This is a genomic window from Amycolatopsis taiwanensis DSM 45107 (assembly GCF_000519205.1).
Classification (GTDB): Bacteria; Actinomycetota; Actinomycetes; order Mycobacteriales; family Pseudonocardiaceae; genus Amycolatopsis_E; species Amycolatopsis_E taiwanensis.
This window is the reverse complement of record NZ_JAFB01000047.1, coordinates 15,902-28,780: the sequence shown is the minus strand read 5'-3', so window position 1 is coordinate 28,780 and position 12,879 is coordinate 15,902. Positions and strand designations below refer to the sequence as shown.

Below are 12,879 nucleotides of genomic sequence, written 5' to 3'. Positions count from 1 at the left end.
AACGGTGACGGTGATCGGAGACGCGACCGCCATCCAGGGCTGGGCGTTGGCCGGCGCCGCCGTCCGTGCGGCCGAGGAGCCGGCCGCGGTGCGGGACGCCTGGGCGGGCCTCGACGACACGGTCGACCTGGTGATCCTGACCCCCGAAGCAGCACGCGTCCTCGGGCCCGCGCTCGTTGAACGCAAGCGAGGCCTGGTGGCGGTGATACCCCCATGACCGATCTTGACGTACCGCGGGCCCGGGCCGATCTTGTGACCGTGCGCTCGGCACTGCTTGCCGCCGCCGAAGCCGAGGCGGCCGCCTGCGTTGCCGAGGCGGAGCGCGCCTCCGACGTAGTCCTCGGGCGGGCGCAGGTGCAAGCGAATCAGATCCACCGGGAAGCGGAGGCGGCCGGCCGGGCCGACGCTGAACTTCGCAACGCGATCGAACGCCGCCAGGCACGTCGCCAGGCACGGCGGACGGAACTGGCGACCCAGCGCGCGATCTACGACGAGTTGCACAGGCGAGTCCGCGACGCCCTGGCCCGGCTAGTGGTCGAAAGTGACCTGCGGACCCGGCTCGCCGCGCGGGCACGCCGCGTACTCGGGGCCGAGGCCGCGCTGGTGGACGTGCCCGGCGACGGCCTGGTGGGACGGGCGGGCGAGAAATATCTCGACCTGGGGCTCGACGCGATGACCGCCCGTGCAATAGAGGGGCTGGGCGAGCGCGTGCGGGAGTTGTGGGAGGCGTGAGTCAGGGACATGTCACCCGGGTCAACGGACCATTGGTCGAAGTGGCCGGTGTGGGTGCGGTGGCCATGAACGACCTCGTCGCGGTGGGTACCGGGCGTATGCCCGCCGAAGTGATGTCGGTCCGAGACGGCGTGGTCAGCCTGCAGGCGTACGACTACACCGGTGGTCTCGCGCCGGGCGCTCCCGCCGTGGCGTCCGGGGCCCCGCTGGCCGTGCGGCTCGGGCCGGGGCTGCTCGGTGGTGTCCACGATGGACTCCTGCGTCCGTTGACCACCGCCCCGGTCTTCCTGGCAGCGGGTGCCTACCCGCCACCGGAAGCACGGACGTGGCGGTTCGAGCCGAAGGTCCGGGCCGGGGACGAGGTGCGCCCGGGAGAGGTTATCGGCCTGGTTCCCGGCGTGGGCGCGGTGGAACACCGCGTGCTCGTGCCGCCGACCCTGCGCGGCACGGTGCGCGAGGTGGCTTCGGGTGCGGTCCCCGCCGACGGCACGGTCGCCACCGTTGCCGGCACGCGTGTCGGCTTGTTCACCGACTGGCCCGTGCGGCGGGCGCGGCCGTGCCGGGCCCGCCGCGACGAGGTGCGGCCGCTCGTCACCGGGCAGCGGGTGCTGGACCTGCTCTACCCCATCGCACGGGGCAGCACCGCCACGGTGCCGGGCGGATTCGGTACCGGCAAGACCATGCTGCTGCAGCAACTCGCGAAATGGTGCGACGCCGACGTAATCATCTACACCGGATGCGGCGAGCGCGGCAACGAGATGGCGGAGGTCGTGGGTGAGTTGTTCGCGCTCACCGATCCGCGGACCGGTGGCCGGCTCGCCGAGCGCACGGTGATCATCGCCAACACCTCCAACATGCCGATGATGGCGCGGGAGGCCAGTGTCTATACCGCGGCCACCGTCGCCGAGTACTACCGCGACATGGGTTACGACGCCGTGGTCATCGCCGACTCGACGTCACGGTGGGCGGAAGCCCTGCGTGAGTTCGCGTCAAGAAGGGGTGCGCTGCCGGCTGAGGAGGGCTACCCGGCCGACCTCGCCTCCTCGCTGGCCGCCTTCTACGAGCGGGCAGGCCCGGTGGAAACATTGGGCGGCGCAAGCGGGTCCGTTACCATCGTCGGCGCGGTGTCACCGCCGGGTGGGGACATGACTGAGCCGGTCACCGCCAACACCGAACGGTTCGTCCGCTGCCGGTGGACACTCGACCGGGATCTCGCCTATGCCAGGCAGTATCCGGCCGTGTCGTGGTCCGGATCATTTTCCCGCGACGCGGCGGCGATCGGCGACTACCGGACCCGCTCCGGGGACCCCCGGTGGCAGGTGCACCGGGCCAGGGTGCAGGAACTGCTCGCCGACGCCGACCGGCTCTCCGCGCTGGCCGAACTGGTTGGGGCCACGGCACTGTCGGGCCCGGAACGCGTGACCCTCCTCGCGGGCAGGTTGTTGCGCGAGGGACTCCTGCGACAGAGTGCGCTGTCCACAGTGGACGCCTCATCCACCCCGGGCAAGACCGGTGCGCTCGCCGACGCGATCTTGGCCGTCGTCGACCGCTGCGCCGAACTGGTCGCAGACGGCGTGTCGGCGAACACGATCGAGGAGTTCGACTTCGCGGCGTTGGTCCGGCTGCACGACGAAGCCGGACCCGACGACGAGGACAAGATCGCCGGCTGCCGGGATGCCATCCTCGCTCGGCTCGATGAGGTGGCCCGGTGAGTGCAGGCGTGCCGGTCGAGGTCATGGGCGTTCGGGAACTGCGTGGTCCGCTGATGGTCGTCAGCGGGGTGAGTGGTGTCACTTGGGATGAGTACGTCACGATCCGGCTGCCGGAGAACGAGCAACGGCACGGTCTGGTCCTTGATGCCGATCACGACGTGGCGGTAGTGGAGGTACTGGAGGGCACCGCCGGCATGAACCCCGCCACCACCAGGGTCGCGTTCACCGGCGAACCGCTGACCATCCCGGTCGGGCTTGGGTGGCTCGGCCGCGTCTGCAATGGCCGTGGCGCTCCGCTGGACGGCGGTCCCCCGGTCTTCGGGGATTCTCGCGCTGCGGTGAACGGAGCTCCGCTGAATCCGGTATGGCGAGATCCTCCGGCAGAACCCGTCCTCACCGGCGTGTCGGCGATTGACGCGCTCACGACGTTGGTCCGGGGTCAGAAGCTTCCGCTGTTCTCCCTTCCCGGCCTACCGCAACTGGAACTGGCCGCGCAGATCGCCGCCCAGGCCACCGCGAGTGGCGCTCCCTTCAGCGTGGTGTTCGCCGGGATCGGACTCACCAACGCCGACGCGGCCTTCGTCGAGGCGGCACTCGACGAGCGGTCGGCAGCGGGCGAACTGGCCCTGCTGATCAACACCGCGGACGACCCGGTGATCGAGCGAGTCCTCACGCCACGGCTGGCGCTGACCATTGCCGAGCACCTGGCCTTCACGCACGGGCGGCACGTGCTGGTGGTCATGACGGACATGACCAGCTACGCCGAAGCCCTGCGCGAGGTTTCCGCTGCCCGCGGCGAGATCCCCGCCCGCCGCTCCTACCCCGGGTACCTCTACAGCGACCTCGCCAGCCTCTACGAGCGGTGCGGGCGTATCAAGGGCAGGCCGGGATCGGTGACCCTGCTGCCGGCACTCACGATGCCGGGCGGGGACATCACCCATCCCGTACCGGACCTCACCGGCTACATCACCGAGGGACAGTTGGTGTTCTCCGCCGGCCTGCATGCCCTCGGCGTGTACCCGCCCATCGACCCGTTGCAGTCGCTGTCCCGTCTCATGCGCCACGGCGCGGGCCCCGGCCGGACCCGCGACGATCATCTCGACGTCGCCGCCCAACTTCTCGCGGCGCTGACCCGCGCACGCCAGGTCCAAGAACTGTCCGAACTGGTCGGTGCCACGGCGCTCACCGACACCGACCGGAGCTATCTCGAACTCGAGGGGGCATTTCGGGAAGAATTCGCGCGGCAGCGCTCCGACGAACATCGCTCGCTGGACGACACGATGGACCGGGCCTGGCAGGTGCTCCTGCGGTTGCCGCGCCGCGAACTGGGCATGATCCCCGCCGCCTTGCTGGCCGGCCGATGACCATTTCGCACGTGCCCGCGGGCCGGGCCGGAAGGCAGTGGCTCCGCCATCGCCTCGACGTCGCCCAGCACGGGGCCGACTTGCTGGAAAAGAAGCTCCGCGCCCTCACCGCCCACCAGGCCTCGCTGGCGGACCAGGCCGGCACCGCCGCGGCGGAGTGGGCTGAGCGTGTCCATGCGGCACAAACCTGGCAGGCGCGCGCGACGATGGCCGGAGGCCGGCGCGGAATCCGGCTTGCGGAACCAGCCGGCCACACCGTCGTGACGTTCGATTGGACAACCGTCATGGGCGTGCGATATCCACACAAGGCCACCGTGACCGACCCGCCATCCGGTGACACCAGGAGCGTGATCGGCAGCGCTGCTGTGGTGCACACGCGGGAGGCGTTTCGTCAGGCTCTCGACGCGGCGGCTATGTACGCAGCGCTCACCGCTGCCGTACGGATCGTTAATGCCGAGATCGCCACGACCAAGCAGCGCGTCCGCTCGCTGCGGCGGCGGTGGATTCCCCGCCTGCAAGCCGCGTTGGCCGAGCGAGAACTCCAGCTCGAAGAGCAGGAACGAGCCGAAGCGATCCGGCACCGGTGGGCCGATCAGAATGGCCGGTGACGCTCGGACCAGCTTGTAGGCGGTGTCCAGCGAGGGCGCGTCCGCGGAGACGACGGGCGCTCAGCCGCGCAGGTGCGCGTTCTTGTGGGTAATGGCCTCGATGTCACCCGCTGTGGCGTCGAGCAGCCGATGCGCGAGGTCCGACAGCGCCCGGGACACGGCGAGTTCGTCGCCGATCTCCGGAACGTTGCGGTCGGCCGGATTCAGCCGTGCGTCCCCGACACCGACCAAACCGACCCGGATTCCACGGACTTTGGCCATCCCGTGCGGTTACCTACAGCCCTGCCCGGGGAGGACGGGAATGGGGCATCGTCACCGGTATGGAGTGGGCGCCGATCCGCAAGTCGGCCGCCGCGCGGGCAGCCGCAAACCTCGGCGACTACGGCCGGGCGCGCGCCGAGTTCAGCTGGGATGCCGCACGCTTCGAGTTGTTCGGGCTGCCGGGCGGTGGCCTCAACATCGCCTACGAAGCGGTCGATCGGCACGCGTCCGGACCTCGCCGCAATCGCGGCGCGCTGCGGTGGATCGACCGGCACGGCGAGGTCTTCCAGCTCACCTACCGCGATCTGGCCGAGCTGAGCAGCAGGTTCGCCAACGTACTACGCGAGCTGGGTGTGCGGCGCGGCGAGCATGTGTTCACGTTGCTGGGGCGGGTCCCGGATCTGTATGTCGCGGTGCTTGGCGGGCTGAAGGCCGGGTGCGTGGTGTGCCCGCTGTTCTCCGCCTTCGGACCAGAGCCCATCCGCCAACGGCTCGCGCTGGGCGAGGCCACCGTCCTGGTGACCAGCCCAGAACTGCATCACCGCAAGGTGCGCGCGATCGCCGGTTCCATCCCGTCGCTGCGGCACGTGCTCGTCACCGGCGCCCAAGCCGAGCCCGGCACCCGCGCACTGGCCCCGGCCTTGGCCGGTGTGTCGCCGGAGTTCGAGATCTGCCCGACCCGGCCCGAAGACCCGGCGCTGCTTCATTTCACCAGCGGAACCACCGGCACCCCGAAAGGGGCCCTGCACGTCCATGAGGCCGTGCTGGCACACCACGTCACCGCCGGATTCGCGCTGGACCTCAAACCCGACGACGTGTTCTGGTGCACCGCCGATCCCGGTTGGGTGACCGGCACGTCCTACGGCGTCATCGCCCCGCTGAGCCACGGCGCGACACTAGTCAGCGATGAGGGGGACTTCGACGCGCGACGCTGGTACTCCGTCCTCGCCTCCCAGCGGGTCACCGTCTGGTACACCGCCCCCACCGCACTCCGGATGCTGATGCGCCAACGGCATGACCTGCCGGCGGAGTACGACCTGTCCGCGCTGCGGTTCATAGCCAGCGTCGGCGAACCGCTCAACCCGGAAGCCGTGGTATGGAGCCAGGAAACCCTCGGCCTGCCGGTGCATGACAACTGGTGGCAAACCGAAACCGGCGCCATCATGATCAACAACTTCGCCGCCCACGAGATCCGCCCCGGCTCGATGGGCAGACCGCTACCAGGCATCGACGTGGGCCTGCTCCAACGTGGCAAAAACGGACGCGCCCGCGTCCACGACGGCCGGGTCACCGAACTGACCGGCGCCGGACAGGAAGGCGAACTGGCCCTGCGACCCGGCTGGCCATCGATGTTCCGCACCTACTGGCACGACCCCGACCGCTACGCCCAGGCGTTCGCCGACGGCTGGTACCTCACCGGCGATATCGCACGCCGGGACCCCGACGGCTACTACTGGTTCGTCGGCCGGGCGGACGACGTCATCGAATCCGCCGGGCACCTGGTCGGCCCGTTCGAGGTGGAAAGCGCGTTGATGGCACACGCCGCCGTCGCCGAGGCCGGGGTGATCGGCACGCCCGACCCGGTGGCCGGGGAACGGGTCAAGGCGTTCGTGTCGCTGCGCGACGGCCATGGTCCTACCGAGGACCTGCGGCTGGAACTGCTGGCCTTCGGCCGGCGCGCGCTGGGTGCGGTCGCGCCCAAGGAGATCGAGTTCGACCAGCACCTGCCCCACACCCGCAGCGGCAAGGTGATGCGCCGGCTGCTCAAGGCGAGAGAACTCGGTCTCCCCGAAGGTGATCTGTCCACTGTGGAAGGATTCTCGTGAGTGTCCGGGCCAAGAAGCGCGCGGAGCTGCTGCGCCAGATGATCCGGATCCGGCGGTTCGAGGAACGCTGCGTCGAACTCTACAGCGCGACCGCGATCCGGGGGTTCATGCATCTCTACATCGGTGAGGAAGCCGTCGCGGCCGGAGTCCTGCAAGGGGTCGGGCCCGAGGACGCGGTCGTGTCGACCTACCGCGAGCACGGCCATGCGCTGGCGCGCGGGATCGGAATGGACGCGGTCCTCGCCGAGATGTACGGCAGAACGAACGGTTGCAGCCGCGGCCGGGGTGGCTCGATGCACCTGTTCGACGTCGGGCGGCGGTTCTACGGTGGAAACGCCATCGTGGGCGGTGGACTGCCGGTCGCGGTCGGGCTCGCGCTGGCAAGCGCGATGCGAAAGCAACCGCTGGTCACGGTGTGCCTGTTCGGCGATGGTGCGGTGGCCGAGGGCGAGTTCCACGAATGCATGAACCTGGCCGCGCTGTGGCGGCTGCCCATCTTGTTCTGCTGCGAGAACAACCTTTACGCGATGGGCACTCGGATCGACCGTGAGCATGCGGAGACGGACCTGGCGCTACGCGCAAGCTCCTACGGTATGCCCGCCTGGGCGGTGGACGGCATGGACGCGCTCGCCGTGGCCGATGCGGTCGACCGTGCGATGGAAGGCATCCGCGGCGGCTCCGGTCCGCACTTCGTGGAATTGCGGACCTACCGCTTCCGGGCGCACTCGATGTATGACCCCGACCGATATCGGGACAAGGCCGAAATCGAACGGTGGACCGAGCGCGACCCGATCCCCCGGCTGATCGCCACCATGCGCGCGGACGAAGAGTTGACCGACAACGACCTTGCCGATTTGGAGTCCGAAGTGGACACCGAGATCGCCGAGGCGGTGTCCACGGCCGAAGCGGGACCGGTGGAACCGGTCGACGAACTGACCCGGTTCGTCTATTCGCCGAGGGCGACATAATGACTACTACCTACCGGGAAGCACTGCGCGCCGGTATCCGGGACGCGCTGCGCCGCGACGACCGGACCTTTCTGATGGGCGAGGACGTCGGCGCCTACGGCGGGTCGTTCGGCGTCAGCCTGGGCCTGCTCGAGGAATTCGGGCCCGAACGTATCCGTGACACCCCGCTGTCGGAGTCCGCGTTCGTCGGCGCCGGCATCGGGGCGGCCATCGGCGGAATGCGGCCGATCGTGGAGATCATGACGGTCAACTTCAGCCTGCTCGCGCTGGACCAGATCCTCAACAACGCGGCCACGCTGCTGTACATGTCCGGCGGCCAGATCAATGTTCCGCTGGTAATCCGAATGACCACCGGCGCCGGACGCCAACTCGCCGCACAGCACTCGCACAGCCTCGAAGGCTGGTACGCGCACATCCCGGGACTGCGCGTGCTCGCACCCGCCACGCTCGAAGATGCGCGCGGCATGCTGTGGACCGCCCTGACCGACCCTGATCCAGCTTTGCTGTTCGAGCACGGCTCGCTCTACAACGTCTCCGGCGACCTCGCCGACGATGCTGGTGAGGTGGACATAGACCGGGCGAAAATCCGGCGCGCTGGCACCGACATCACGCTCGTCGCCTACGGCGGGACGCTGCGGACCGCGCTGGCAGCCGCCGACGACCTCGCCGACCGGAAGATCGACGCCGAGGTGGTGGACCTGCGCACGCTGCGGCCGCTGGACGAGGACACGATCGTCGAGTCGGTGTCGCGCACCCATCGGCTCGTCGTCGTCGATGAAGGATGGCGTAGCGGCAGCTTGTCCGCCGAAATCACGGCCCGGGTCGCCGAGAATGCCTTCTACCAACTGGACGCGCCCATTGAGCGGGTGTGCACGGCCGAAGTCCCGATGCCCTACGCCAAACACCTCGAAGACGCCGCCCTCCCCCAGCCCGGCGACGTCATCGACGCGGCCCTGCGGGCGGTGGGCTGAAGTGGCCCAGTTCGTCATGCCCTCTCTGGGCGCCGACATGGAGGAAGGCACCATTCTCGAATGGCTGGTCAAACCGGGCGACTCGGTGCGCAAGGGTGACGTCGTCGCGGTCGTCGACACCACCAAGGCCGCCGTGGACGTCGAATGCTTCACCGGCGGCACAATCGGCGAGATCCTGGTTCCGGAGGGCGACAAGGTGCCGGTCGGCACCCCACTGGCCGTGATCAACGAGCCCACGACCACAGCGCCGTCACCGGCGAAACCCGCACGAGCCGAGAAACCCCGCCGCGAAAAACCGCCCACCAAGCCGCCACCGGCTTCGCCACCGGTCCGGACATTCGCCGCCCAGCACGGCATCGATCTGGCGACCGTGCACGGCACCGGCCGCGACGGCGCGATCACCCGCAACGATGTCGCCCGGGCTCTCGCCGCGAAGCCACGACCCGCAGCCGCCGCACGACGCATCACGCCCTACGCTCGCACCGTTGCGGCCGAACTCGGCGTGGACCTGTCCGGGGTGGTGGCTGACCCGGTGCGCGCGCGCGACGTCCGGGCCGCAGCCGGCGCCCCGCGTCAACGCGCCGAGCGAGCCGAGCCACGCCGCCGCGAAGTTCGCGACGATGACGCCATGCGGCAGGCGATCGCCACCCTCATGACGCGCTCCAAGCGCGAAATCCCGCACTACTACCTGTCCACCACCATCGACCTGCACACCGCGTCCAAATGGCTGCGCGAACACAATCTGCAGGTGCCCGTGGCCGAACGTGTTGTGCCCGCTGCCTTGTTGCTCAAGGCCAGCGCGCTCGCCGCCAAGCAGGTACCGCAACTCAACGGCCGCTGGATCGACGGCGCCTTCCAGCCCGGCAACGGCATCCACCTCGGCGTCGCGATCTCCCTGCGCGGTGGTGGACTGGTCCCCCCGCCATCGCAGACGCCGACACACTAGGAATTCCCGGCCTGATGGCGCACCTGCGCGACCTGGCGGCGCGCACCCGGTCCGGACGGCTGAGATCCTCGGAACTGACCACAGCCACGATCACCGTCACCAACCTCGGCGATCTGGGCGTGGAATCGGTCCAGGGCGTGATCTACCCGCCTCAGGTCGCGCTGATCGGCTTCGGCGCCATTTCCGAGCGCCCATGGGCCGTCGATGGCATGCTCGCCGTCCACCCGGTGCTCACCGCGACCCTGGCCGCCGACCACCGCGCCAGCGACGGCGCGACGGGCGCGCGCCTGCTCAACACCATCGACGGACTCCTACAACGACCGGAGGAGCTATGACTTCCCAGGCCGCCGCCCGTGACCTCGCCCTCGCCGCAATCCACGAGGCCCTACGCGGTTTCGCCTCGGAAAACGAGTTGAACTCGCTGAGCCCCGACGAGAACCTGCGCGACGCACTGGAGCTGGACTCGATCGACTTTCTGTCCTTTGTGGAGCGTCTGTCCATCACGACGGGCCATCGGATCGAGGAGGACGACTACCCCTGGTTGGCCACGCTGAACTCCTGCATCGACTTCCTCACCGGACGCTGATGAGCGACGCTGGCCGCGGTCCGCGTCCTTGCGCAGGGGCCCAACGCGCCGACTCGCACGCGGCCGTCCACTGAAGCCAGGGAATCACCGCCCCGGGTAGCCGGCCGGCCTCGACCGCCGGTTCCGGGTCGGGGCCGGCCGGCTTGTCGCCGTGGGGTGACGGCATCGCAACGAAGGCGGCGCGAGCTGCCCGAATCGCAGCCCGATCAGGAATGATCTTGGCAGGCCATTGATGTCGCGAGCTGGACTGTGGGGGTGCGATGACTGAGCGCGAGGACGTGGACCTCAGCCTTCGGGCGACCGAACGCGCGCTGGCCGCGGCGGAGCGGGACGGGCTCGGCGAGTGGGAACGCACGTTCCCCGTGAACCAGCGTGACGACCAGAAGGGGAAGATCCACGCCGTCACCCTGTGGTTCGGCGGGCCCTGGGTGCTGATCGCTGTGGCGATCTTCGTGCCGCTGCCGTGGTATGTCCGGGTTCTGCTGATCGTCCTCGCGCTGGGGGCGATCGCCGGCATCGCGTTCGCCACGCGGAAGGCACGCCGGCGCGGTCGCTCGGGTGGAGCGCTGGTGCATCTGTTCGCGTCCGGCCTGGTCCTGGAGCGCACCCACAGTGAGCTCGCGGCGCTGCCTTACCCGGCGCCGATCGAGTTCGTGACCTGGGAGGAACCCGGCGAAGACACCAGTTTCACGTGGGTTCAACTATGGGTCACGCTTCCTGTCCTCAGCCATCGCCTCGCTCCCCGCCCTGGTGGCCATCGGAGAGCACGACGGCGGATTCCGGCACCGGGCCCAGCGCGAGCGGCGCGTGCCGCCGGGTGTCAACGGTGAGCTGGAAGATGTCGGCGCGGTTGTAGGTTCCGACGATGTCGTGAACCTGCTTGGCGATGATCTCCTCACGCAGGTCGACATCGGCATACAGAATGCCCTCACTGCCCAGCAAGGGGCCCGCGATCGCGCGCCCGTTCGGGTCGACAATCATCGAGGCGGTGGGGTTGGCGGTGAGTAGCTTCTCGATCCGGCTGTCACCGCCGGAAACCGTAGCGACCGCCTCGTCGTCCAACGCGGTCGCAGCGACCACGCTGAACACCTTGCCCTCGAAGGAATGCGCCGCGCTGCGTAGCCGGATCGCGTCCTGCAGGTCGTAATCGGTGCTCCCGGGCCGACCGTCGTAAGGCCAGGACGGCGGGTAGGTCGCGACGTGCAGGCGCTCTCCCTGGGCCAGCAGGGTGAACCGAGCGAGAGTGTTCGTGTTCTCCCCGCACACCAGTGCGCCGAGGTTCCAGCCGTCCAGCGGAACCGGCTTCAGGTCGTGGGCGTCGCCATGGGACCAGGTGAGCCGTTCGTACCAGGTCGCGACGAGTTTTCGGCGGTGGTTCACCAGCCGTCCGGTGCGGTCGAAGATCACGTTCGTGTTCCATACCTGGCCGAGGCTCGCGGGGTTGCGCTCGTTGATCCCCACCGACAGGACGACGTTGTGCCGTGCCGCGATCCGGCCGAGCCGTTCGGTTTCCGGGCCGGGCACGACCAGCGACTCCTCAACCAGGCGCCGGTGCAACTCGTGCTGGTCGACCGGCGGGAGCACGCCGTTCCAGATCGGGAACCCAGCGAGGAAGGTTTCGCCGAAGACCACCAACTCGGCGCCGTGGTCGGCCGCTTCCGTGACCAGGCCCTCCAACTTGTCCAGGGTGGCCGCCAGATCCAGGAACACCGGCGCGGCCTGCACGGCGGCCACCGACACGGTGGGCAGTTCGATTCGTGACATCGCGTCTCCTCACGCGCACCCGTGTCGACCGATCTCGACAACAAAGAACGTCGGCCCGATTGAATGCAGATACGGTACAGATGCGAAAAACACCGGTCAATGCGGAAAACTGGTGATTGCATGCCATCCTTGTTGTCGACCATTCTCGACAACAAGGCGCGCCGCCGGGGCGGCCGTGACCGGGTTGCCGGTCAACGTCGGGCGAAGTCCTCGGCGATGTCGTTGAAAGTCGTCCAGCGGACACCGGAATGGGAGTTGATGTATTCAATGAGCCGTTCGTGCATGAGCAGCACCTGAGGCCGTCCCGATACGTCGGGGTGAATCGTCATGGTGAACACCGCATAGTCGTGCTCCCGGTAGATCCAGTCGAACTGGTCGCGCCAGAGTTGTTCGATGCTGCGCGGGTTGACGAAGCCGTGACTGTTCGGGCTGGCCTTGATGAACATCATTGGGGGCAGGTCGTCGAGGTACCAGTTCGCCGGGATCTCGATCAGTTTCGTCGGGGTGCCGCGGACAAGCGGCTTCATCCAGTCCCGCGCCGGTTTCGTGTAGTCGATCTTGGTCCAGGCGTCACCGGTACGTACGTAGTAGGGCTGGCAGTCGTGGTGCATGAGCGAGTGGTCATAGGTGATACCGCGGCCAAGCAGTAGGTCGTTGGTGATCGCACTGAACTCCCACCACGGCGCGACGTAGCCGGTCGCCGAGCGGCCGGTTCGGCTCCGGATGAGTTCGATGCAGTGGTCGAGCACGTCGATCTCCTGCTGCTCGCTCATCGCGATGGGGTTCTCGTGACTGTAGCCATGCAACCCGATCTCGTGCCCGGCGCCGGCACAGGCGTCGAACTGCGCGCCGAAGGTCTCGATCGAATGACCCGGCCAGAAGAACGTCTGGGTCAGGCCGTAACGGCGAAACAACTCGACCAGTCTCGGTACACCGACCTCGCCGGCGAACATGCCGCGAGAGATGTCGTCAGGCGAGTCCGCACCGCCGTACGAGCCGAGCCAACCTCCTACCGCGTCCACGTCGACGCCGTAAGCGACCAGAATTTCCTTAGCCATGACCCTCCTTCAGGTGAGCTGATGACGCATCCAGCCACCAGCGCAGCCGCCCGAGCCGTCACGGTCGGCCAGACCGTCAGTAA

The 12,879-nt window shown here is 68.6% G+C and carries 15 protein-coding genes; 12 read left to right on the top strand and 3 right to left on the bottom strand.

Features of this window, described 5'->3' with window-relative positions; all coding sequences use genetic code 11:
* Positions 1-4: 4 nt before the first annotated feature.
* From A3CU_RS0130950 to A3CU_RS47575, 5 genes are read left to right on the top strand one after another with little or no spacing between them, the layout of a single operon-like run.
* Positions 5-217, top strand: a complete 213-nt coding sequence (locus A3CU_RS0130950) for a hypothetical protein (RefSeq protein ID WP_211246559.1) — start codon at positions 5-7, stop codon at positions 215-217.
* A complete protein-coding gene (locus tag A3CU_RS0130945; protein WP_027945531.1) occupies positions 214-732 on the top strand; it encodes a hypothetical protein in 519 nt (172 codons plus the stop codon). The genes A3CU_RS0130950 and A3CU_RS0130945 overlap by 4 nt, the downstream gene beginning before the upstream one ends.
* Entirely contained in the window at positions 729-2,444 is a 1,716-nt protein-coding gene (locus A3CU_RS0130940; RefSeq protein WP_027945530.1) for a V-type ATP synthase subunit A, read from the top strand. Before A3CU_RS0130945 ends, A3CU_RS0130940 begins: the two co-directional genes overlap by 4 nt.
* The gene (locus A3CU_RS0130935) at positions 2,441-3,808 is read left to right on the top strand and encodes a V-type ATP synthase subunit B (RefSeq protein WP_027945529.1); all 1,368 of its coding nucleotides are present in this window, start codon (positions 2,441-2,443) and stop codon (positions 3,806-3,808) included. The genes A3CU_RS0130940 and A3CU_RS0130935 overlap by 4 nt, the downstream gene beginning before the upstream one ends.
* Positions 3,805-4,416 carry a V-type ATP synthase subunit D gene (locus tag A3CU_RS47575; RefSeq protein ID WP_027945528.1) on the top strand — a complete coding sequence of 204 codons (612 nt, stop codon included), beginning with the start codon at positions 3,805-3,807 and terminating at the stop codon, positions 4,414-4,416. Before A3CU_RS0130935 ends, A3CU_RS47575 begins: the two co-directional genes overlap by 4 nt.
* Before the next feature lie 60 nt (positions 4,417-4,476).
* Here A3CU_RS47575 and A3CU_RS47570 read toward each other — a convergent pair whose 3' ends face one another.
* On the bottom strand, positions 4,477-4,677 hold the full coding sequence (locus tag A3CU_RS47570; protein WP_052372474.1) for a dsRBD fold-containing protein: 201 nt from the start codon (positions 4,675-4,677) through the stop codon (positions 4,477-4,479).
* A 59-nt stretch (positions 4,678-4,736) separates the two neighbouring features.
* Here A3CU_RS47570 and acsA point away from each other — a divergent pair, with 59 nt between their 5' ends.
* From acsA to A3CU_RS0130895, 7 genes are all read left to right on the top strand, one after another.
* Entirely contained in the window at positions 4,737-6,503 is a 1,767-nt protein-coding gene (gene acsA, locus A3CU_RS0130920) for an acetate--CoA ligase (RefSeq protein ID WP_027945527.1), read from the top strand.
* Positions 6,500-7,471, top strand: a complete 972-nt coding sequence (gene pdhA, locus A3CU_RS0130915; RefSeq protein ID WP_245617435.1) for a pyruvate dehydrogenase (acetyl-transferring) E1 component subunit alpha — start codon at positions 6,500-6,502, stop codon at positions 7,469-7,471. Before acsA ends, pdhA begins: the two co-directional genes overlap by 4 nt.
* Entirely contained in the window at positions 7,471-8,442 is a 972-nt protein-coding gene (locus A3CU_RS0130910; RefSeq protein ID WP_027945525.1) for an alpha-ketoacid dehydrogenase subunit beta, read from the top strand. The genes pdhA and A3CU_RS0130910 overlap by 1 nt, the downstream gene beginning before the upstream one ends.
* A gap of 1 nt (position 8,443) precedes the next feature.
* Complete coding sequence (locus A3CU_RS47565; RefSeq protein ID WP_245617434.1) at positions 8,444-9,388, top strand: biotin/lipoyl-containing protein; 945 nt, start codon at positions 8,444-8,446, stop codon at positions 9,386-9,388.
* Positions 9,389-9,402: 14 nt separating this feature from the next.
* Complete coding sequence (locus tag A3CU_RS54790) at positions 9,403-9,723, top strand: 2-oxo acid dehydrogenase subunit E2 (RefSeq protein WP_245617433.1); 321 nt, start codon at positions 9,403-9,405, stop codon at positions 9,721-9,723.
* On the top strand, positions 9,720-9,974 hold the full coding sequence (locus tag A3CU_RS0130900) for a phosphopantetheine-binding protein (RefSeq protein WP_027945524.1): 255 nt from the start codon (positions 9,720-9,722) through the stop codon (positions 9,972-9,974). Before A3CU_RS54790 ends, A3CU_RS0130900 begins: the two co-directional genes overlap by 4 nt.
* 260 nt (positions 9,975-10,234) lie before the next feature.
* Entirely contained in the window at positions 10,235-10,804 is a 570-nt protein-coding gene (locus A3CU_RS0130895) for a hypothetical protein (protein ID WP_027945523.1), read from the top strand.
* Here A3CU_RS0130895 and A3CU_RS0130890 read toward each other — a convergent pair.
* Both A3CU_RS0130890 and A3CU_RS0130885 read right to left on the bottom strand, forming a co-directional pair.
* Positions 10,698-11,738: a carbon-nitrogen hydrolase family protein gene (locus A3CU_RS0130890; RefSeq protein WP_027945522.1), complete on the bottom strand. Its 1,041-nt coding sequence runs from the start codon at positions 11,736-11,738 to the stop codon at positions 10,698-10,700. The genes A3CU_RS0130895 and A3CU_RS0130890 overlap by 107 nt on opposite strands.
* A gap of 191 nt (positions 11,739-11,929) precedes the next feature.
* Complete coding sequence (locus tag A3CU_RS0130885; RefSeq protein ID WP_027945521.1) at positions 11,930-12,796, bottom strand: polysaccharide deacetylase family protein; 867 nt, start codon at positions 12,794-12,796, stop codon at positions 11,930-11,932.
* Positions 12,797-12,879: the final 83 nt, after the last annotated feature.